Origin of the sequence: Paracoccus nototheniae (genome assembly GCF_004335005.1) — a bacterium.
GTDB lineage: Bacteria > Pseudomonadota > Alphaproteobacteria > Rhodobacterales > Rhodobacteraceae > Paracoccus > Paracoccus nototheniae.
Map to the genome: position 1 here is coordinate 136,498 of NZ_RQRT01000004.1, position 19,578 is coordinate 156,075.

Annotated in this window: 22 protein-coding genes; 21 read left to right on the forward strand and 1 reads right to left on the reverse strand. The window is 66.4% G+C overall.

The genetic code is table 11. From position 1 onward, the window contains the following. Positions 1-6: 6 nt before the first annotated feature. The 21 genes from EG885_RS03660 to EG885_RS03760 all read left to right on the forward strand — a co-directional run bounded on the left by EG885_RS03660 (position 7) and on the right by EG885_RS03760 (position 18,615). Entirely contained in the window at positions 7-894 is an 888-nt protein-coding gene (locus EG885_RS03660; protein WP_131573114.1) for a replication initiator protein A, read from the forward strand. Positions 895-1,102: 208 nt separating this feature from the next. Next, positions 1,103-1,744, forward strand: coding sequence for a ParA family partition ATPase (parA, locus tag EG885_RS03665; protein WP_131573115.1), 642 nt, complete (start codon positions 1,103-1,105; stop codon positions 1,742-1,744). Then, complete coding sequence (locus EG885_RS03670; RefSeq protein WP_068074304.1) at positions 1,737-1,991, forward strand: hypothetical protein; 255 nt, start codon at positions 1,737-1,739, stop codon at positions 1,989-1,991. The genes parA and EG885_RS03670 overlap by 8 nt, the downstream gene beginning before the upstream one ends. Next, entirely contained in the window at positions 1,988-2,506 is a 519-nt protein-coding gene (locus EG885_RS03675; protein ID WP_131573116.1) for a DUF2840 domain-containing protein, read from the forward strand. Before EG885_RS03670 ends, EG885_RS03675 begins: the two co-directional genes overlap by 4 nt. Next, positions 2,503-3,048 (forward strand): S26 family signal peptidase, encoded by a 546-nt coding sequence (locus EG885_RS03680; protein WP_131573117.1) that lies wholly within the window; start codon positions 2,503-2,505, stop codon positions 3,046-3,048. Before EG885_RS03675 ends, EG885_RS03680 begins: the two co-directional genes overlap by 4 nt. Before the next feature lie 45 nt (positions 3,049-3,093). Continuing rightward, positions 3,094-3,441, forward strand: coding sequence for a DUF736 domain-containing protein (locus EG885_RS03685; protein ID WP_131573118.1), 348 nt, complete (start codon positions 3,094-3,096; stop codon positions 3,439-3,441). Positions 3,442-3,444: 3 nt separating this feature from the next. After that, complete coding sequence (locus tag EG885_RS03690) at positions 3,445-4,206, forward strand: lytic transglycosylase domain-containing protein (RefSeq protein WP_131573119.1); 762 nt, start codon at positions 3,445-3,447, stop codon at positions 4,204-4,206. A gap of 244 nt (positions 4,207-4,450) precedes the next feature. Next, positions 4,451-6,190 carry a relaxase/mobilization nuclease domain-containing protein gene (locus tag EG885_RS03695; protein ID WP_131573120.1) on the forward strand — a complete coding sequence of 580 codons (1,740 nt, stop codon included), beginning with the start codon at positions 4,451-4,453 and terminating at the stop codon, positions 6,188-6,190. Positions 6,191-6,216: 26 nt separating this feature from the next. Then, positions 6,217-8,205, forward strand: coding sequence for a conjugal transfer protein TraG (locus EG885_RS03700; protein ID WP_131573121.1), 1,989 nt, complete (start codon positions 6,217-6,219; stop codon positions 8,203-8,205). A 9-nt stretch (positions 8,206-8,214) separates the two neighbouring features. Continuing rightward, positions 8,215-8,649: a CopG family transcriptional regulator gene (locus tag EG885_RS03705; protein WP_131573165.1), complete on the forward strand. Its 435-nt coding sequence runs from the start codon at positions 8,215-8,217 to the stop codon at positions 8,647-8,649. A gap of 217 nt (positions 8,650-8,866) precedes the next feature. Beyond that, positions 8,867-9,802: a P-type conjugative transfer ATPase TrbB gene (gene trbB / locus EG885_RS03710; RefSeq protein WP_207392195.1), complete on the forward strand. Its 936-nt coding sequence runs from the start codon at positions 8,867-8,869 to the stop codon at positions 9,800-9,802. Then, entirely contained in the window at positions 9,799-10,131 is a 333-nt protein-coding gene (locus EG885_RS03715; protein ID WP_037455233.1) for a TrbC/VirB2 family type IV secretion system protein, read from the forward strand. Before trbB ends, EG885_RS03715 begins: the two co-directional genes overlap by 4 nt. Next, positions 10,131-10,412: a VirB3 family type IV secretion system protein gene (locus EG885_RS03720; RefSeq protein ID WP_131573123.1), complete on the forward strand. Its 282-nt coding sequence runs from the start codon at positions 10,131-10,133 to the stop codon at positions 10,410-10,412. Before EG885_RS03715 ends, EG885_RS03720 begins: the two co-directional genes overlap by 1 nt. A gap of 12 nt (positions 10,413-10,424) precedes the next feature. After that, entirely contained in the window at positions 10,425-12,881 is a 2,457-nt protein-coding gene (gene trbE / locus EG885_RS03725; RefSeq protein ID WP_131573124.1) for a conjugal transfer protein TrbE, read from the forward strand. Then, the gene (gene trbJ / locus EG885_RS03730; RefSeq protein ID WP_131573125.1) at positions 12,878-13,654 is read left to right on the forward strand and encodes a P-type conjugative transfer protein TrbJ; all 777 of its coding nucleotides are present in this window, start codon (positions 12,878-12,880) and stop codon (positions 13,652-13,654) included. The genes trbE and trbJ overlap by 4 nt, the downstream gene beginning before the upstream one ends. Before the next feature lie 10 nt (positions 13,655-13,664). Next, a complete protein-coding gene (gene trbK-alt, locus EG885_RS23425; protein ID WP_131573126.1) occupies positions 13,665-14,054 on the forward strand; it encodes a putative entry exclusion protein TrbK-alt in 390 nt (129 codons plus the stop codon). Between the two features lie 4 nt (positions 14,055-14,058). Then, positions 14,059-15,423 carry a P-type conjugative transfer protein TrbL gene (gene trbL, locus EG885_RS03740; RefSeq protein WP_131573127.1) on the forward strand — a complete coding sequence of 455 codons (1,365 nt, stop codon included), beginning with the start codon at positions 14,059-14,061 and terminating at the stop codon, positions 15,421-15,423. Beyond that, complete coding sequence (trbF, locus tag EG885_RS03745) at positions 15,423-16,106, forward strand: conjugal transfer protein TrbF (protein ID WP_131573128.1); 684 nt, start codon at positions 15,423-15,425, stop codon at positions 16,104-16,106. The genes trbL and trbF overlap by 1 nt, the downstream gene beginning before the upstream one ends. After that, a complete protein-coding gene (gene trbG, locus EG885_RS03750; RefSeq protein WP_131573129.1) occupies positions 16,103-17,152 on the forward strand; it encodes a P-type conjugative transfer protein TrbG in 1,050 nt (349 codons plus the stop codon). The genes trbF and trbG overlap by 4 nt, the downstream gene beginning before the upstream one ends. A gap of 80 nt (positions 17,153-17,232) precedes the next feature. Continuing rightward, entirely contained in the window at positions 17,233-18,372 is a 1,140-nt protein-coding gene (locus EG885_RS03755; protein ID WP_207392196.1) for a TraB/TrbI/VirB10 family type IV secretion system protein, read from the forward strand. Between the two features lie 3 nt (positions 18,373-18,375). Further along, on the forward strand, positions 18,376-18,615 hold the full coding sequence (locus tag EG885_RS03760; RefSeq protein WP_131573131.1) for a DUF2274 domain-containing protein: 240 nt from the start codon (positions 18,376-18,378) through the stop codon (positions 18,613-18,615). On the opposite strand, the gene EG885_RS03765 is transcribed toward EG885_RS03760, so the two are convergent. After that, positions 18,548-19,564 carry a LysR family transcriptional regulator gene (locus EG885_RS03765; RefSeq protein WP_131573132.1) on the reverse strand — a complete coding sequence of 339 codons (1,017 nt, stop codon included), beginning with the start codon at positions 19,562-19,564 and terminating at the stop codon, positions 18,548-18,550. The genes EG885_RS03760 and EG885_RS03765 overlap by 68 nt on opposite strands. Between the last annotated feature and the right edge of the window lie 14 nt (positions 19,565-19,578).

A 19,578-nucleotide genomic window follows, 5' to 3' on the forward strand; every position in this document is an offset into this window, starting at 1 on the left:
CCGGCCATGTCGTCCCGCCCGCATCACCACGACGAACGCGCGCAGCTCGATCTGTTCCGAGCGCTCCCCGGCGATCTCGCGCCACGCGATGCGCAGGACCTGATGGCCTATCCGTTCTTCTCGCTCGCCAAGTCGAAGCGCCTTGCGCCGATCGACTTCAAGGCGGGCTCGGTCGTCATCAGGGTCGAGGCCGTCGCCGAGCATGGCATGGCCACCATCTGGGACGCTGACGTGCTCATCTGGGCGGCCTCGCAGATCGTCGAAGCGCGCGACGTCGGCCTGCGCCCGTCTCGCCTCATGGCGACGACGCCCTATGAGATCCTGAACTTCATTGGACGCGGCGTCTCGCTGCGCGATTACGACCGGCTGAAGGCCGCGCTCGACCGGCTTCAATCCACCACCATCGCGACCTCGATCCGCCAGCCGACCGAGCGGCGGATGCACCGCTTCTCCTGGATCAACGAGTGGAAGGAGCGCGCCGATCAACGCGGCCGGCCGCTCGGGCTCGAACTGATCCTGCCCGACTGGTTCTACGGCGCGGTGCTCGACGATGCTTTGGTGCTGACCATCGACCGCAACTATTTCGGGCTGACCGGCGGCCTGGAGCGCTGGCTCTATCGCCTCGTGCGCAAGCATGGCGGCAAACAGGAGTTCGGCTGGAGCTTCGATTTCCCGCATCTCCACGCCAAGTCCGGCAGCCTCTCGCCGCTAAAGCACTTCGCCTACGACCTGCGGGACATCGTCCGCCGCCAGCCGCTGCCCGGCTACCGCCTGACCATCGAGCAATGCGTCGGCGGCCCCGAAATCCTGTCCTTCGTACCCACCGATCCCGACGCTCTCGGCATCCCGCGCCGCCGTCGCCGCTCGACAACTCGCCCTGGGGATAAGCTGTGAATCATCTCGTGCTATCAGGGACCGGCACTATCGTGCCATCGGGGACCGGACTCTCGTGCTATCGGGGACCGAAATCGCCGATTCATCGCGCTAAATCAGCGTCTTGCGAGCCCCGTAACTTATCTAACCTAGATTCCTACGGAATCTTTCTAACGGAAACCCGTTTTTCCGCCGCTGTGGACGAGTCCCCGATCGCCGGGAGACCGTCATGATCGTCGCGCTCCTCAATCAGAAGGGCGGCGTCGGCAAGACGACGCTCGCCCTGCATCTCGCCGGCGAATGGGCGCGCAATGGCAAGCGCGTGACGCTGATCGACGCCGATCCACAAGGCTCGGCGCTGGACTGGTCGCAGCAGCGCAGCCGGGAGGGATTGGAACGGCTGTTCGGTGTCGTCGGCCTGGCGCGCGATACGCTCCACCGCGAAGCGCCGGAGCTGGCGCGCGACGTCGATCACGTCGTCATCGACGGACCGCCGCGTGTCGCCGGGCTAATGCGCTCGGCGCTGCTGGCCGCCGACCTCGTGATGATCCCCGTCCAGCCATCGCCGCTCGACGGCTGGGCGTCGGCCGAGATGCTGACGCTGCTCAACGAAGCGCGGATCTACCACCCTGACCTGAAAGCCCGGTTCGTGCTGAACCGCTGCGCGGCGCGTACAGTGCTCGCCCGGGAGACCGCCGAGACGCTGGCCGATCATGACCCGCCGCCGCTCCTGACAACCATCGGCCAGCGCATCGCTTTTGCCGATGTCGTTCAGACCGGACGGCTCGCCGCCGAGCAGGACGATACCTCGCCTGCCGCGCGGGAGATCGCCGCACTCGCCGCCGAAGTCGCGAGGATCGGGTATGAGTGAGCGGTCCCCGAAACACAGCTTCGCCGCTCGGCCGGCGGACCCGGAAAGCTGGATCAAGGCGCCAGACCGGCCATCGCCGCGCGCGGAGCCCGCGGCCGACTTCGCTGCCCGACTGACGATCGACGTCACCGCCGACATGCGCGGCCGGATCAAGATCGCAGCCTTCCAGCGCGGACAGACCGTCGCCGACATGCTGCGCGCCCTGTTCGAGCGCGAATTCCCACACAGCGAAGGAGATCCACGATGATCGGCGTCGCCGACGCATCGGTGCGCAGCGGCTTGCCGCGTGCGCTTGCCGCCGATGCCCTGACCCATGTCGAGCTGACGTGGATTGAGAAGAAGATCGAGTTCTGGATCAGGTTCGGTCGCGAGGCCGCCGAACAGATCCTCGACCGCCGCCGGCGCGTCGTGTCGTTCGCACCGAACAGCGTCTTCGCCTTCGTTCGCTGGACTTCCAACGATTACGGCACCGCGCTGTCGCGCCTCGACATCGTCCGCGCCGTGAATGCCGGTGAGTACTGTCAGACCCTGCCATTCGTGCGCCCCGGTGGCGACATCCTGCTGCGCGCCGATGGCTGGCCGAAGGTCGAGCGCGTGCTCCAGCTCATCGATGCGATTGAGGCGCGCGGCATCGATGCGATCGAGGTTTCACCGGATCACTGGCGTCATGTCCATAACCGGCTGACCGTCGGCGAAGCCCCGCGCGCCTACGATGCGCAGCAGCACCGCGCCTTCATTCTGCGCCGGGAGATTGGCGCATGACGCGGCTCGCCTATGCCTTGGTCACGACGGCAGCCGTGTCGCTGCTCGGCATCGCGTCGATCGCCTCGTTCGCGCCGAAGCTGATCTGGAATGCTTCGGCGAGCACGCCGATCGGCCTGTACGCGATCGGCGCACCTGGCCGGCTGGATGTTACCGATCTGGTCGCAGTCCGCGCGCCCGAGCCGCTCGCGACCTTCCTCTCGGACGGCGGATATCTGCCGCGCGGCGTGCCTCTCATGAAGCACGTCGCGGCGCTTCCCGGGCAGCGCGTGTGCAGAACAGGGCTCGCCATCACGGTCGATGCGGTGCCGATGGGCGATGCGCTGGACCACGACCGTCGCGGCCGAACATTGCCGATCTGGCAAGGCTGCCGCGTGGTCGCGGACGGTGAGCTGTTCCTGATGAACTGGGAAGTCCGCGACAGCCTCGACGGCCGCTACTTCGGTCCGCTCCCCGCCAGCTCGGTCATTGGCCGGGCCACCCCGCTCTACACCGACGAGGACGGCGATGGCCGCTTCGTCTGGCGCGCGCCGACGCGGTGACGGCACGCCCATGACCTTGTCCACCGCACAGCCACGGAGAAAATCATGTCCCTGATCGGTCAATTCACGCGCGACGATTCCGGCTTCATCGGCCATTTGCAAACGCTCTTGTTGCAGCAGGACATCATCATCATTCCGGCCGAGGCCTCCGATGCCGAGAATGCGCCGGATTTCCGCGTTCATGTCTTCGACGGTATGAACAACGAACCTGGCGCCGAGATCGGCGCGGGTTGGAAGCGCACCGGCGAGAAGGCCGGCGACTACGTCTCGCTACAGATCGACGATCCAACCTTCGATCATCCGATCCGCGCCAACCTCTTCCAGTCGGCTGATGACAAATCCGCCTGGGGCCTGCACTGGAATCGCCCGCCGAAGCGTGGCGAGCGGGACTGAGCGATGCCCGTCATTCGCTCGCAAACTGTCGTCGGAGGGAGGATCGCCCTCCGACGCACAGCCTTCCTTCTCCTTTCCGGCCTGCTTCTCACCGCGCCGCTCGCGCCTGCCGCCACTGCACAGGAGATGCCCGCCGATCGCCCATCACGCGTCGATCCCTATGCAACGTTCATCGCAGAGGCGGCGCAACGGTTCGGCGTGCCAGCGGCGTGGATTCGCGCCGTGATGCGCGTCGAAAGCCGTGGCGATGCGCGCGCCATCTCGTCTGCCGGCGCGCGGGGTTTGATGCAAATCATGCCCGCCACCTGGGCCAGCCTTCGTACCCGTCACGGCCTCGGCGCGAACCCCTACGATCCGCGCGACAACATCCTGGCGGGCGCGGCGTATCTACGCGAAATGCACGACCGCTACGGTTCGCCGGGCTTCCTCGCGGCCTACAATGCCGGTCCCGGTCGCTACGAAGAATCTCTCGCCGGCCGTCCGCTGCCCGCTGAAACGCGCACCTATGTCGCCATGCTCGGACCCGTCGTCGGCGGCGGCGAGATGGTCTCCCCCGTCGTGGTGGCGGCCGCCGATCCGCTCGCCTGGACCCGTGCGCCGCTCTTCGTCGTGCAGCCATCAAGCAGCATGACCGTCGCTCCGGAGCAACGTGAAAGCGCGCCGGATGAAGCAACAACGCCAGCCCCGGCGCGCGATCCAAACACGATTGCGCCACGCACCGATGGGCTGTTCGTGGCTCGCAATGCATCAGGAAGCCCCCGATGACGGCGTTCGCACCGAATCGGGGAATGGCGGGCTCTGGCGGACAGATGGCGGTCCGGGGAGGAGGAGCAGGCAACACAACCGCACGATGGCGAGATAAAAGCGCGCGATGTGCGGCTTGGTGCGGTCGTGTGTTTTCAGGGACTTATGGCGCATCTGCGCGAGGTGCACCTGATCGGCGCAGCCTGCGCTGTCGCGATTTCTGCAAGGATTTCCTCGGCTTTGCGCGATGTGCGGGATCGCGGTCATGAGTGGCGAGGACGATTTCCGCATCCGGCCAGGCCGCATCCGCTCAACCCGCGCACAACAGGCGCGGCCCTTCATCGCCCAGGCGCTGGCGGCGGCCCAGCGCGCCGGCGGCAGCGTCTCGCGCTCCGGCAAGATCAGCTCGGGCAACCGCTCGCGGTTCGGGCGCGGCCAGCGCGCGACCGTCCAGGCCAACCGGCTGCTCACCAGCCGATCGCGCAACACGGTGATCAAGACCCGCGTCGTTCGCCACATGGCACGGGCCGCGCCGCTTTCTGCCCACCTCAGCTATCTCCGGCGCGAGGGCGTCACCCGGGACGGGGAGAAGGCCAGGCTGTTCGGGCCGGAGACCGAGGACGCCGATCCGAAGGCCTTCGCCGAGCGCACCCAGGACGACCGCCATCATTTCCGTTTCATCGTCTCGCCCGAAGACGCGACGGAGATGTCCGACCTCAAGACCTTCGCCCGCGATCTGATGGGGCAGATGGAAAAGGACCTCGGCACGAAGCTCGACTGGGTCGGCGTCGATCACTGGAACACCGACAACCCGCACGTCCACATCATCCTGCGGGGCCGTACCGACGACGGCCAGGACCTCGTCATCTCCCGCGACTATATCAAGGAAGGCATGCGCGCCCGCGCTCAGGATCTCGTCACCCAGGAGCTGGGGCCGCGCACCGATCACGAGATCCACCGCAACCTCGAACGGCAAATCGGGGCGGAACGCTGGACCAACCTCGACCGGCAACTTGCCCGCGACAGCTATCGCACCGGCGTCGTCGATCTCGCGCCGCACCCCGACCGCCAGCCCGACCAATTTCATGCGATGAAGGTCGGCCGCCTCCGGAAGCTGGAGACGCTCGGCCTCGCCGATCAGGTCGGACCCGGCCAATGGGTCGTATCCGAGAACGCCGAAGCGACGCTACGCGAGTTGGGCGAGCGCGGCGATATCATCAAGCGCATTCATCGCGGCCTGACCGAGCGCGGTATCGAGCGCGGCGCGGCGAGCTATGTGCTCGCCGGCGAAAGCCTCGACGATCCCGTCGTCGGCCGGCTGGTTGATCGTGGTCTCGACGATGAACTGAAGGGTACAGCCTATGCCGTCGTCGATGGCACCGACGGGCGGACCCATCACATCAAGCTGCCCGACCTTGATGCAGCCAGCGACAGCGCGCCGGGCTCGATCGTCGAATTGCGCAAGTTCGACGATGCGCGAGGGCAGCGGCGCGTCGCGCTTGCCGTCCGCTCGGATCTCGACATTTCCGCCCAGGTCACCGCGACCGGCGCGACCTGGCTCGACCGGCAGGCGATCGCCCGCGAGCCGGTGGCGCTCGGCGGTGGCGGCTTTGGCGCCGAGGTACGCGACGCGATGGACCGCCGCGCCGAACATCTCGTCGGCCAGGGCCTCGCCGAGCGGCAATCCCGCGGCGTCAGCTTCTCACCGGGGCTGATCGACAAGATGCGCCAGCGCGAGGTGGAAGCCCTTGGCGAAAAGCTCGCGGCCGAGACCGGCCGGCAATTCTCGAAGGCCGGAACGGGCGAGTATGTGGCGGGCACTTACCGCCAGCGCTTTACGCTCGCCTCCGGCCGCTTCGCCATGATCGACGACGGTCTCGGCTTCCAGCTCGTGCCCTGGTCGCCGTCCCTCGATCGCCAGCTCGGTCAACACGTCTCTGGCGTCTCGCGCGGCGGCGGCGGCGTCGACTGGAGCTTCGGCCGCAACCGCGGCCTCGGCGTGTAGCCGCAATCAAGAACGGAGTGCCCGCCATGTCGGCGACCAAAATCCTCTGGGGACAGATCCTCACCGTCGCCTTGATCGTGCTGATGACGACCTGGGCTGCGACGCAGTGGACCGCGTGGCGGCTAGGCTTCCAGGCGCAGCTCGGCGTCCCGTGGTTCGAGGTGGCGGGCTGGCCGATCTACTATCCGCCCGCCTTTTTCTGGTGGTGGTATTTCTACGACGCCTATGCCCCGCCGATCTTCATCGAGGGCGCTTACATCGCCGCGTCAGGCGGCTTCATTTCCATTGCCGTCGCGATCGGCATGTCCGTCTGGCGCGCGCGTGAAGCCAAGAATGCCGAGACCTTCGGATCCGCCCGTTGGGCCGACGCCGGAGAAGTCCGCGCCGCCGGCCTGCTGGGCGCCGACGGCGTCGTCCTGGGGAAGTTCGACAGCGACTATCTTCGCCACGACGGGCCAGAGCATGTGCTGTGTTTTGCGCCCACGCGGTCCGGCAAGGGCGTCGGCCTGGTCGTACCGTCGCTGCTAACTTGGCCGGGCTCCGCCATCGTCCATGACATCAAGGGCGAGAACTGGACGCTCACGGCCGGCTATCGCGCGCGTCACGGTCGCGTGCTGCTGTTCGATCCGACCAATACGAAGTCGGCGGCCTATAATCCGCTGCTCGAGGTGCGCCGCGGCGAGTGGGAAGTCCGCGACGTCCAGAATATCGCCGATATCCTGGTCGATCCGGAAGGCTCGCTGGAGAAGCGGAACCACTGGGAGAAAACCAGCCATGCGCTGCTGGTCGGCGCGATCCTTCACGTCCTCTACGCCGAGGCCGACAAGACCTTGGCGGGCGTCGCCGCTTTCCTCTCCGATCCGAAGCGGCCGATAGAGTCGACCCTCGCCGCCATGATGAAGACGGCCCACCTCGGCGAGGTCGGCCCGCATCCGGTGATCGCCAGTGCAGCGCGCGAGCTGCTGAACAAATCCGACAACGAGCGGTCGGGCGTGCTGTCAACCGCGATGTCGTTCCTCGGCCTTTATCGCGACCCCGTCGTTGCCGAGGTCACGCGCCGCTGCGACTGGCGCATCGCCGATATCGTCGGCGGCAAACATCCGACCACGCTCTACCTCGTCGTGCCCCCGTCGGACATCAACCGGACCAAGCCGCTGATCCGCCTCATCCTCAATCAGGTTGGCCGGCGCCTGACCGAGGATCTGCAGGCGAAGGGGAACCGTCATCGGATGCTGCTCATGCTCGACGAGTTTCCAGCGCTCGGCCGCCTCGACTTCTTCGAGAGCGCGCTGGCCTTCATGGCCGGCTACGGCCTGAAGGCGTTCCTGATCGCCCAGTCGCTGAACCAGATCGAGAAGGCCTACGGGCCGAACAACTCGATCCTCGACAACTGCCATGTGCGCGTCAGCTTCGCGACCAATGACGAGCGGACCGCCAAGCGCGTGTCCGATGCGCTCGGCACCGCGACCGAAATGCGCGCCATGAAGAACTATGCCGGCCATCGCCTGTCACCCTGGCTCGGTCACATGATGGTCTCGCGCTCGGAAACGGCCCGGCAACTGATGACGCCTGGCGAGATCATGCAGCTCCCGCCGGCCGACGAAATCGTCATGGTCGCCGGCACGCCGCCGATCCGGGCGAAGAAGGCCCGCTATTATGAGGATCGCCGCTTTCAGGAGCGGATCATGGCGCCCCCGAAGGCTGTGAAGCCGACAACCGCCCGACCGGACGACTGGAGCACCGTACCGCTTCCGTCGAAGCCGATCTTGTCGGTCGCGCCAGGCGGTGAGCATGGGTCCGGAGATGAGGATACGACCGACTCCGAGCGACGGCACCAGCCGGAGTTGAGCCGCGCGAAGCCGGTCGAGCGTACCAAGCCGATCGAGAATGAGTTCGAGATCGATCCCCGTGACGACGCCGATGAGGAGGCCGCGCGCCTATCGGGCATGAACCAGACCATGCGCCAGGTGGCGCGCCAAGCGTCGCTCGATCCCGGCGACGGTATAGAACTTTAGGTGGCGATCATGGCAAAGCCTCCAAAGAAGCGGCGGCTGTCGGTGTATCTCGAACCGGACGTTATGAAGGCACTAGCCGCGCATGCCGCCCGCCGCGATCAATCCCTCTCGCTGATCGCGGAAGCCGGCATCGCTTCCTTCCTGTCACCCGACGCCGCCGAACGGCAGGAGGCGGCCACCACCAAACGGCTCGACCAGCTCGACCGGCGCATGGCGCGGATGGAACGCGACCTTGGCATAGCGGTCGAGACGCTGGCGGTGTTCGTCCGCTTTTGGCTGACGACAAATCCGCCGCTACCAGAGCCCGCCCAGGCTGCGGCGCGCGCCAAAGCTGGCGAGCGGTACGAAGCATTCGTCACCGCACTCGGCCGGCGACTCGCGCAGGGTCCGAAGCTCAGGCAGGAGATTTCCGAGGACATCGCGCCCGCGCGCGACGCGGAATAATCACGACGGCGTTCAGCGCAAGTATTCCTGCGTTCCGCCGTTTCCCTGTCTTTGTACGCCACAGTACGACGACCACTTCATGGTTGTTGTCAGGCCATGATTTCTGCCTCTTCTACTCATCCCCGATCCAGGGCCGCGCTTCGCGGACCCGCAAAAGAACGGGGACGACGTGGCGGCCAATCACCAGAAATCGGAGGCGATCCTTCGCGGCGCGCGCATGCTGCGCACCGCGCTCGGCCCCGCAATCGCTCGGTATCTGGAAGACCCCGCGATCGTAGAGGTGATGCTCAACCCCGATGGGCGGCTCTGGGTCGACCGGCTTTCCGAGGGACTTTCCGATACGGGTGAGCTGCTGTCGCCGTCCGACGGCGAGCGTATCATCCGCCTGGTCGCCCACCACGTCGGCGCCGAAGTGCATCCCGGCGCCCCGCGGGTCTCGGCCGAGCTGCCCGAGACGGGGGAGCGGTTCGAGGGGCTGTTGCCGCCCGTCGTTTCCGCGCCGGCCTTCGCGATCCGCAAGCCCGCCGTCGCCGTCTTCACGCTCGACGATTATGTCGCCGCCGGGATCATGGCGGCGGGTCAGGCCGAGACGCTGCGCCAGGCCGTCACCGACCGACGCAATATCCTCGTCGCCGGCGGCACTTCGACCGGCAAGACCACGCTCACCAACGCGCTGCTGGCCGAGGTCTCCAAGACCTCGGACCGCGTCGTCTTGATCGAGGACACCCGCGAGCTGCAATGCGCGGCGCCCAATCTCGTCGCCATGCGGACCAAGGACGGCGTCGCCTCGCTCTCCGATCTTGTTCGCTCCTCGCTTCGCCTGCGCCCCGATCGAATTCCGATCGGCGAGGTGCGCGGGGCTGAGGCCCTCGATCTGCTGAAGGCCTGGGGCACCGGCCATCCCGGCGGCGTCGGGACCATCCATGCGGGGACAGCCATCGGCGCGCTGCGCCGCATGGAGCAGCTCATCCAGGAAGCCGTCGTCACCGTCCCGCGCGCGCTGATCGCCGAGACGATCGATCTCGTCGCCGTCCTCTCGGGTCGGGGCGCATCGCGCCGCCTAGCCGAACTCGCCCGCATCGAGGGCCTCGGCCTCGACGGCGACTACCGCGTCACCCCCGCAAGCCAGCCCCTCACAGGAGACCCGTCATGATCAAGCATGCCCTGCGCATCCGCCGCCACATCGCCACGGCGGTGTCCGTCACCTTCCTCACGCTGGCACTCGCACCGGCCGCTCACGCGTCCGGATCGTCGATGCCCTGGGAAGCGCCGCTTCAGTCGATCCTCGAATCCATCGAAGGACCGGTCGCGAAGATCATCGCCGTGATGATCATCATAATCACCGGACTGACGCTCGCCTTCGGCGACACATCAGGCGGCGCCCGCAAGCTGATCCAGATCGTCTTCGGTCTCTCGATCGCCTTCGCGGCGTCCAGCTTCTTCCTATCGTTCTTCTCGTTCGGCGGCGGGGCGCTCGTCTGATGGCCGATGGCGCGGATCATGGCGGCGAGCTGCCGGGCTTCTCCGTCCCGGTTCATCGGGCGCTGACCGAGCACATCCTGCTTGGCGGCGCTCCGCGTTCGCTCGCCATCCTCAACGGCACGCTGGCGGCCGCGCTCGGCCTCGGCCTCCGCCTCTGGCTGGTCGGCCTGGGCCTTTGGGCCGTCGGGCATTTCGCGGCCGTCTGGGCGGCCAAGCGCGATCCGCAGTTCGTCGACGTCGTGCGCATGCATCTGCGCATCCCCGGCCACCTGTCGGTCTGAGGAGCGACGTCCATGATGAACCTTGCTGAATATCGCAACCGCAACACCCGGCTCGCCGACTATCTGCCATGGGTCGCCTTGGTCGGCGAAGGCATCGTCCTGAACAAGGACGGCAGCCTGCAGCGCACGGCGCGTTTCCGCGGCCCCGACCTCGACAGCGCAGTGCCGGCCGAGCTGGTCGCTGTCGCCGGCCGGCTCAATAACGCCTTCCGGCGCCTCGGCTCCGGCTGGGCGATCTTCGTCGAGGCGCAGCGCCATGGCGCCGCCACCTATCCGGCCAGCATGTTCGCCGACAGCGCCTCCGGGCTGGTCGATGCCGAGCGCAAGGCCGACTTCGAGGAGGCCGGCGCGCATTTCGAGTCCAGCTACTTCCTGACCTTCCTCTATCTGCCGCCGGCCGAGGACGCGGCGCGCGCGGAGACGTGGCTGTATGAGGGTCGCGATCATGCCGGCGTCGATGCGCACGAGATCCTCCGCAGCTTCAGCGACCGTACCGACCGCATCCTCCAGCTCATCGACGCCTTCATGCCGGAATGCGCCTGGCTCGATGACGGCGAGACGCTGACCTATCTGCACTCGACGGTCTCGACGAAGCGGCACCGCGTCCGCGTGCCCGAGACGCCGATGTATCTCGATGCGCTGCTGGCCGATCAGCCACTGACCGGCGGGCTCGAACCGCGGCTCGGCGACGCGCATGTCCGCATCCTCACCATCGTCGGCTTCCCGACCGCGACCACTCCCGGCATCCTCGACGAGTTGAACCGCCTGGCCTTTCCCTATCGTTGGTCGACGCGCGCCGTCCTGCTCGACAAGACCGACGCGACCAAGCTGCTGACCAAGATCCGGCGGCAGTGGTTCGCCAAGCGCAAGTCGATCGCCGCAATCCTCAAGGAAGTGATGACCAACGAGGCGTCGGCGCTGGTCGATACAGATGCGTCCAACAAGGCGGCCGACGCCGACATGGCGTTGCAGGAGCTGGGTGCCGACTATGCCGGCCAAGCCTATGTGACTGCGACGATCACTGTCTGGGATGATGATCCGCGCGTCGCCGCCGAGAAGCTGCGGATGGTCGAGAAGGTCATCCAGGGCCGCGACTTCACTGCGATGGCCGAGACGATCAATGCGGTGGACGCCTGGCTCGGCTCGCTCCCCGGCCATGTCTACGCCAATGTCCGCCAACCCCCCATCAACACATTGAATCTCGCCCACATGATCCCGCTTTCGGCGGTGTGGGCGGGACCGGAACGGGACGAGCATTTTGCAGCACCCCCACTGCTGTTCGGCAAGACCGAAGGCTCCACCCCGTTCCGGCTCTCCATCCATGTCGGCGACGTCGGCCATACGCTGATCGTCGGGCCGACCGGCGCCGGCAAGTCGGTGCTGCTGGCGCTCATGGCGCTGCAGTTCCGGCGCTATCCGCAGTCCCAAGTCTTCGCCTTCGACTTCGGCGGGTCGATCCGCGCCGCCGCGCTCGCCATGCGCGGCGACTGGCATGATCTCGGCGGTGGCCTCACTGAAGGCGCCGACGACAGCGTGTCGCTTCAGCCGCTAGCCCGGATCGACGACGTCGCCGAGCGAGCCTGGGCATCCGACTGGCTTGTCGCGATCCTGGCGCGCGAGAGCGTCCCCGTCACGCCCGAGGTGAAGGAGCACCTCTGGTCGGCGCTTTCGTCACTGGCCTCCGCGCCAATCGTCGAGCGGACGCTGACAGGTCTCTCGGTCCTGCTTCAATCCAACGATTTGAAACAGGCGCTGCGGCCCTATTGCGTCGGCGGTCCTTATGGTCGGCTGCTCGACGCCGAAGCCGAGCATCTTGGCGAATCCAATGTTCAGGTCTTCGAGACCGAAGGGCTGATCGGCACCGGCGCGGCCGCAGCCGTGCTCGCCTATCTGTTCCACCGCATCGAGGACCGCCTCGATGGCCGGCCGACGCTGCTGATCGTGGATGAAGGCTGGCTGGCGCTGGACGACGAGGGCTTCGCGGGTCAGCTCCGCGAGTGGCTGAAGACGCTACGCAAGAAGAACGCGAGCGTCATCTTCGCTACGCAGTCTCTGTCGGACATCGACGGCTCGGCGATCGCGCCGGCCATTATCGAGAGCTGCCAGACCCGCATCCTGCTGCCGAACGAGCGCGCGATCGAGCCGCAGATCACGGCCATCTATCGCCGCTTCGGCCTCAACGATCGCCAGATCGAAATCGTCGCGCGGGCGATGCCCAAACGCGATTACTACTGCCAGTCCCGGCGCGGCAACCGGCTGTTTGAGCTCGGCCTGTCCGACGTCGCACTGGCGCTCTGCGCCGCATCATCGAAGCAGCATCAGGCGCTCATCGCGGAAGTCCATGCCCGCAGCGGCACGGACGGCTTCCTTGCCGAGTGGCTCGCCGAAAACCGGCTTGCCTGGGCCGCCGACCTCGTCGCCGACCTCACCAACGTCACCCCCCAAACTGACCCGGAGGCACGCCCATGACACGTTCCGTTCGTTCCCGCTCGCGCATGCTGCGCATGACCGTCGCGCTGCTGACGGCTTCCGTGGCCGCGATGCCGTTTATGGCGCCGCCCGCCCACGCGCAGTTCGGAGGGATCGTCTATGACCCGACGAACTACGCTCAGAATCTTCTGACCGCCACGCGCTCGCTACAGCAGATCAACAACCAGATCACGTCGCTCCAGAACGAGGCGACGGGCCTGATCAATCAGGCGCGCAATCTCACCAGCCTGCCATTTTCGTCTCTCCAGCAGCTCCAACAGTCCGTCCAGCGCACCCAGCAACTTCTCGGCGAAGCTCAGCGCATCGCCTATAACGTCCAGAACATCGACCAGGCTTTCCGCACGACCTACGGCGATGCGTCGATATCGGCCTCGGACCAGCAGCTCGTCACCGGCGCTCGCGAACGCTGGCAAAACACCGTCGGCGGCTTGCAGGACGCCATGCGCGTCCAAGCCGGTGTGGTCGGCAACATCGACACGAACCGGACCCAGATGTCGGCGCTGGTTGGCCAGAGCCAAGGCGCGACCGGCGCGCTGCAGGCGACCCAGGCGGGCAACCAGCTCCTTGCGCTGCAAGCACAGCAACTCGCTGACCTCACGGCTGTCGTCGCAGCCAATGGCCGGGCCCAGAGCCTATCCGAAGCGGAGCGCTCCGCCGCCGCCGAACAGGGCCGTGAGCAGCGCCGCCGGTTCTTGACGCCGGGCGCCGGCTATCAGCCCGGCAACGCCCGCATGTTCCCGAACGGCAACTGAGGACGCGACGATGGACGGCAAGATGCTCGCCCGGCTCGGCGCCGTCGTGTTCGTGGCGGTCGCGATCACCGCGACCGCAATCGAGATGAACCGGAAGGAGGAAGCGCCGGAGGCGTGGCCTTCCGGTCGGATGACGCAGGTGCAAGCTGATCCGCTGCGAGACGCGCTGATCCGGTGTCAGTCCCTGGGCGAGGCCGGACCGCGCGATCCGGCCTGCCTGCGCGCCTGGGCGGAGAACCGCAACCGCTTCCTCGCACCCGGCGCGCGTCCTGCCGAGCGACTGCCGGACATGCCGCCGGCTCCGCAGGTCAATGTCATCCCCCAACCGGGCCGCACCGATCAGCCGGCTTTCGAGCCTCCCGCACCGATCGCGCCGCCGCAGCTCGACCAGGCGAGATAACATCATGGGCGGCACAGGCGTCATCGACCATTTTCTCGAGGTCTTCACCCGCTACATCGATAGCGGCTTCGGCCTGCTCAGTGGCGAAGTGGCCTTCATTGCGACGACGCTGATCGTCATCGACGTGACTCTGGCGGCACTGTTCTGGTCATGGGGCGCCGACGACGACATCATGGCGCGCCTGGTGAAGAAGACGCTGTTCGTCGGCGTCTTCGCCTACATCATCGGCAACTGGAATAACCTCGCCCGCATCATCTTCGAGAGCTTCGCCGGCCTCGGCCTGAAAGCCAGCGGCACCAGCTTCACCACGGCAGATCTCCTACGCCCCGGTAAGGTCGCGCAGACCGGACTGGACGCCGGCCGACCGCTGCTCGACTCGATTTCCAGCCTGATGGGCTACTGGTCGTTCTTTGAGAACTTCATCCAGATCGCCTGCATGTTCCTGGCCTGGGCGTTGGTGCTGCTCGCTTTCTTCATCCTCGCGATCCAGCTCTTCGTCACGCTCATCGAGTTCAAGCTGACGACCCTCGCCGGCTTCGTGCTGATCCCGTTCGGCCTGTTCGGCAAATCGGCATTCATGGCCGAGCGCGTGCTGGGCAACGTCATCTCCTCCGGCATCAAGGTGCTGGTCCTGGCCGTGATCATCGGCATCGGCTCGACGCTGTTCTCCGAATTCACGGTCGGCTTCGGCGGCGCGACCCCGACAATCGACGAAGCCATGGCGATCGTGCTCGCCGCCCTGTCGTTACTCGGCCTCGGCATCTTCGGGCCCGGCATTGCCAGCGGCATCGTTTCCGGCGGCCCGCAGCTCAGCGCTGGCGCTGCGGTCGGCACCGGCATGGCCGCTGGTGGCATGGTCGCGCTCGGTGCTGGCGCGGTTGGCGCGGTGGCGTCGGGTGGCGCGACCTTGGCTGGCGGCGCGGCCGCCGCTGCCCGTGGCGGCGCCGCTATGGCTGGTGGAGCGTCCACCGCCTACAGCCTCGGCGCCGCCGGCCAGTCTGGCGCGGCCGGTGTCGCTTCGGGCCTTGGCGGCGTGGCACGAGCCGGCGGTAGCGCGGCCGTCTCGCCGCTGCGGCGCGCCGCATCGCGCGCCGCCGAAAGCATGCGGTCCAGTTTCAACGCTGGCGGCAAGGCAGCGTTCGAGGCGACCGGCGGCTCTTCCACAATGGGCTCCACCAGCAGCGATCCAGCCGGCGGCAGCGCTGAATCTAGCGGCTCCGCGAACGCTGGCGGGCCGCCCGCCTGGGCGCAGCGGCTGCGCCGCTCCCAACACATGACCCACGCCGTCCAGGCCACGGCACATGCCGTCCGCTCCGGCGATGCCCATGGCGGCGGCTCCTCCATCAATCTTTCCGAAGGCGATCGCTGATGTTCAAACGACCCTCCACCCATTACGGCAAAGCCGCCGAGCCCGAGACACCCTATCAGCGCGCCGCCCAGGTGTGGGACGAGCGCATCGGCGCTTCGCGCGTTCAGGCGAAAAACTGGCGGCTGATGGCTTTCGGTTCGCTGATCCTTTCGGCCGGCTTCGCCACCGCTCTCGTCGTGCAGTCGGCGCGCGGCACGATCGTTCCCTGGGTGGTGCAGGTCGATCGCGTCGGTCAGGCCCAGGCCGTAGCGCCAGCCGAGGCAGACTATCGTCCGACCGACCCGCAAATCGCCTTCCACCTGGCTCGCTTCATCGAACAGGTCCGCTCCATCCCCGCCGACGCGATCATCGTGCGCCAGAACTGGCTGCGGGCTTACGACTTCACGACGGACCGCGGAGCGATGGCGCTGAACGACTACGCACGGTCCAACGACCCGTTCACACGGGTCGGCCGTCAGCAGGTCGCCGTCGACGTCTCCAGCGTGATCCGCGCGTCGCCTGACAGCTTCCGCGTCGCCTGGGTCGAGCGCCGCTACGAGAACGGGCAGCTCGCCGAGACCACACGCTGGACCGCGATCCTGACGATCGTGGTGCAGATTCCCCGCAACGCCGACCGGCTCAGGGCGAACCCGCTCGGCATCTACGTCAACGCCATCAACTGGTCACGGGAGCTTGGGCAATGAGGCCGTCTTTCCGTAAAGCCGGAAACCCGGCTTCACACATCACCGCATTTCCGGCTCTGCGCGCATACGCCATGCCGTTCGTGCTGCTGGCGACGACGGCGCTCGCCGGATGCGCGACCACCACGCCGCCGCCGGAGATCTCCTACGACAACGCTGCGCCGGCTGTGCAGACAGTCGATCCGCCCGCGCCGGTTACCGTGGTCGAATTGCCGCGTCCACTTCCGCTACCCGGACAGTTGCAACGGGTGGAGCCGTCCCGGCTCGCGCCTGAACCAACCGATCCGACCGCGAGGGTGAACCAGGCCAACGCTGCCGCACGCATCCAGCCAGTGCGGGACGGCTTCATCAACTCGATGCAGGTCTATCCCTTCACCCAGGGGGCGCTCTATCAGGTCTACACCGCCGTCGGGCAGATCACGGACATCGCATTGCAGCCAGGCGAGCAACTCGTCGGCTCGGGCCCCGTCGCCGCCGGCGACACCGTGCGCTGGATCATCGGCGATACCGAAAGCGGCTCGGGCGCGACCCGTCAGATTCACATTCTGGTGAAGCCCACCCGCGCCGAGCTGATGACGAACCTCGTCATCAACACCAATCTGCGCACCTATCATATGGAACTGCGCTCGACCGAGCGGACCTATATGGCGTCGGTTTCCTGGCAGTATCCACAAGACCAGCTCATTGCACTCCGTCGGCAGAACGCCGAGGCGCAAGCCGCCCAGCCCGTGGCGAGGGGTGTCGATCTCGCCAACGTCAATTTCCGCTATGCAATCGACGGCGATCGCGCACCTTGGCGACCGCTGCGCGCTTTCGACGACGGCCGTCAGGTCTTCATCGAATTTCCGCGGGGCATCGGCCAGGGCGAGATGCCCCCGCTGTTCGTCGTTGGACAGGAAGGCACCACCTCCGAGTTGGTGAACTATCGCGTCCGCGGTCACCACATGATCATCGACCGCCTCTTCGCCGCCGCCGAACTGCGCTTTGGTTCGGGCGATAACCAGAAGCGCGTCCGCATCACCCGCACCGATGGGAGGCCCGCGTCGTGAGCGAGCGCGACCCCCGAAACGAGGAAGTGCCCGACGACGAGGCTCAGTCCCTGACCGGCGAGCCGGCTAGCCCGGCGCCGATGCGGCTCCGCGCCGAGCCGCCGCGTGTCACCCGGCTATCGCGCAAGGTCCTCGCGGGAATTGGCCTCGTCGCCAGCGTCGGGATCGGTGGCGCGCTTGTCTATGCACTTCAGACCCGCGACGGTGGCCGCCCGAACGAGGAGCTCTACTCGACCGAGAACCGCGCTACCGCCGACGGCATTGCGGGCTTGCCGCGCGACTATAGCGGTGTGCCCCAGCTTGGTCCGCCGCTCCCCGGCGACCTCGGCCGCCCGATGCTGGGGGCACAAAATCGCGGCCAACCCGTTCCCGCACCCGGCGGGGCCACCGCTAATCCCGGTCTCAGTCCGGAGGAGCAGCGACGCATTCAGGAGCTTGAGGCGGCCCGCACGGCGCGGCTGTTCGCCGGTACTGAAACCCGGTCCGCCGCCGCAGGGCCATCCTCGACCACGCCCAGCACACAACAGCTACCCGACCTGACCAGTCTCGGACTGGCGCCGCAGCCCTCCACGCCGACGGCGCAGGACCGCCAGAACGCCTTTCTCAACGCGGCCGCCGACCGCCGCACTGTCTCACCCGATCGCGTCGCAGCACCGGCCTCGCCCAATATCCTGCAGGCCGGAGCGGTCATATCCGCTGCGCTGATCACCGGTATTCGCTCGGACCTGCCAGGCCAGATAACCGCGCAGGTGACCGAGAACATCTATGACAGTCCGACCGGCCGCATCCTTCTCGTGCCGCAGGGTACGCGCGTCATCGGCCAGTACGACAACAATGTGCAGTTCGGGCAAAGTCGCGTGCTGCTGGTCTGGAACCGGCTCATCTTTCCGAATGGTCGCTCGATCGTGCTCGAGCGCCAACCCGGCGCAGACGCCGAGGGCTATGCCGGCCTGCAGGACGGCGTCGATTATCATTGGTGGGATCTCGCCAAGGCAGCGGGGCTTTCGACCTTGCTCAGTGTCGGCGCCGAACTCGCTACCAATGACGATGACCGCCTGATCCAAGCGATCCGCAACGGAGGCCAGGACACCATCAATAACGCCGGCCAGCAAATCATCCGCCGACAGCTCAACGTCGCGCCGACGCTGACGATTCGTCCGGGGTTCCCCGTCCGCGTGATCGTCACCCGAGACGTTGTGCTCGAGCCTTACGGAGGTTGACCGATGAGCAAGTTGAAACTGGGCGCCGTCATCGACGAAAAGCCTATCAAGGTTTCGCTCGAATTGCCTGCGGCTCTCCATCGAGACTTGCGCCAATATGCAGAGATTCTAGCTCAACAAGAAGGCGTTGCTGTCGCCGAACTTGAAAAGCTCATCCTGGCGATGGCTCAACGCTTCATACAAACGGATCGAGGATTTGCACGGGCGCGCCGAGATAGGACTGAGCGAACGCCTGGAAGCTAATCAGGAACACTAGGACCTTTCGAACCTGGCTTCCACCTATCTGGGGCATTCGCCCGGCAGCCACGTCCTTGACGAGACACAACAGGTGAAAAAGCGCAGGGTTCGAGTTGCTCGGCGACCACACGGCTGTAGAGGGGAGTTGCTCTGGATCTCCGCCGATCGGTCGGAATGTGATGCCAGCCGCGCCGCGGCCGAGGAATGAAGCACTTGCGAGGGTAATCCCATAACCCATGGTGACGATGTTCAGGAGACTTTCTCGACTGACGTCGTGGACGTCGATCTGCGGACTGAAGCCTGGCGCGGACAGCTTCCGCACAACATAATCATGGATCTCCGGACCGACCCCCCTCTGAGTGACCAAGAAAGTCTCGTCACGCAGATCCTGCCAGACCAGCTCCTCCCGTTCCGAAAGTCGATGATCTTGGGGCATCGCGACAAAGATACCCTCGGTCCAAAGCAGCATCGCCTCGTGTTCAGCCAGCCGTGGGCGCCCAGGGAGGAACGAGATGTCCAGCTCTCCCGTCGTGACACGCGCGAGGTTCTGCTCCGACGAGCCCTCGCGCAACCGAACACGGATCATGGGATGACGTCTGTGAAACTCCTTGAGAGCAAGGTGTAGACGACCTTCCGTGAGCGGCACGAGAACGCCGACCTGCAATTCACCGCGTTCCCCGTTCTGCACCGATGCCGCAACTTGCACCGCATGTCCGAGCTGGTTCATGCCCGTCGATGCCTCTTCCAGAAACAACTTGCCGGCACGGGTTAGGCGGACCCCATCAGGCCCGCGGTCGAAGATGCAAAACCCGATACGATGCTCGAGCAGCTGCACTCGACGCGTAAGCGTCGACTGCGAGATGTTGAGTGCCGCCGCGGCGCGCCTGAAGCTTCGGTGCTGCGCTGCCGCAATCGCGTATCTCAAGTTTCTCAAATCCAGCGACAGATCGGGCATGGCCTCCTCGTAGG

Bases quoted from the DNA above. Each gene is read 5' to 3' on its own strand.
- parA (WP_131573115.1), top strand. From the start codon at position 1,103: ATGATCGTCGCGCTCCTCAATCAGAAGGGCGGCGTCGGCAAGACGACG.
- EG885_RS03690 (WP_131573119.1), top strand. From the start codon at position 3,445: ATGCCCGTCATTCGCTCGCAAACTGTCGTCGGAGGGAGGATCGCCCTC.
- EG885_RS03670 (WP_068074304.1), top strand. From the start codon at position 1,737: ATGAGTGAGCGGTCCCCGAAACACAGCTTCGCCGCTCGGCCGGCGGAC.
- EG885_RS03695 (WP_131573120.1), top strand. From the start codon at position 4,451: ATGAGTGGCGAGGACGATTTCCGCATCCGGCCAGGCCGCATCCGCTCA.
- EG885_RS03700 (WP_131573121.1), top strand. From the start codon at position 6,217: ATGTCGGCGACCAAAATCCTCTGGGGACAGATCCTCACCGTCGCCTTG.
- trbF (WP_131573128.1), top strand. From the start codon at position 15,423: ATGTTCAAACGACCCTCCACCCATTACGGCAAAGCCGCCGAGCCCGAG.
- EG885_RS03755 (WP_207392196.1), top strand. From the start codon at position 17,233: ATGCGGCTCCGCGCCGAGCCGCCGCGTGTCACCCGGCTATCGCGCAAG.
- trbE (WP_131573124.1), top strand. From the start codon at position 10,425: ATGATGAACCTTGCTGAATATCGCAACCGCAACACCCGGCTCGCCGAC.
- trbJ (WP_131573125.1), top strand. From the start codon at position 12,878: ATGACACGTTCCGTTCGTTCCCGCTCGCGCATGCTGCGCATGACCGTC.
- EG885_RS03760 (WP_131573131.1), top strand. From the start codon at position 18,376: ATGAGCAAGTTGAAACTGGGCGCCGTCATCGACGAAAAGCCTATCAAG.
- EG885_RS03675 (WP_131573116.1), top strand. From the start codon at position 1,988: ATGATCGGCGTCGCCGACGCATCGGTGCGCAGCGGCTTGCCGCGTGCG.
- EG885_RS03705 (WP_131573165.1), top strand. From the start codon at position 8,215: ATGGCAAAGCCTCCAAAGAAGCGGCGGCTGTCGGTGTATCTCGAACCG.
- EG885_RS03660 (WP_131573114.1), top strand. From the start codon at position 7: ATGTCGTCCCGCCCGCATCACCACGACGAACGCGCGCAGCTCGATCTG.
- trbK-alt (WP_131573126.1), top strand. From the start codon at position 13,665: ATGGACGGCAAGATGCTCGCCCGGCTCGGCGCCGTCGTGTTCGTGGCG.
- trbG (WP_131573129.1), top strand. From the start codon at position 16,103: ATGAGGCCGTCTTTCCGTAAAGCCGGAAACCCGGCTTCACACATCACC.
- EG885_RS03715 (WP_037455233.1), top strand. From the start codon at position 9,799: ATGATCAAGCATGCCCTGCGCATCCGCCGCCACATCGCCACGGCGGTG.
- EG885_RS03680 (WP_131573117.1), top strand. From the start codon at position 2,503: ATGACGCGGCTCGCCTATGCCTTGGTCACGACGGCAGCCGTGTCGCTG.
- EG885_RS03720 (WP_131573123.1), top strand. From the start codon at position 10,131: ATGGCCGATGGCGCGGATCATGGCGGCGAGCTGCCGGGCTTCTCCGTC.
- trbL (WP_131573127.1), top strand. From the start codon at position 14,059: ATGGGCGGCACAGGCGTCATCGACCATTTTCTCGAGGTCTTCACCCGC.
- EG885_RS03685 (WP_131573118.1), top strand. From the start codon at position 3,094: ATGTCCCTGATCGGTCAATTCACGCGCGACGATTCCGGCTTCATCGGC.
- trbB (WP_207392195.1), top strand. From the start codon at position 8,867: ATGCTGCGCACCGCGCTCGGCCCCGCAATCGCTCGGTATCTGGAAGAC.
- EG885_RS03765 (WP_131573132.1), bottom strand. From the start codon at position 19,564: ATGCCCGATCTGTCGCTGGATTTGAGAAACTTGAGATACGCGATTGCG.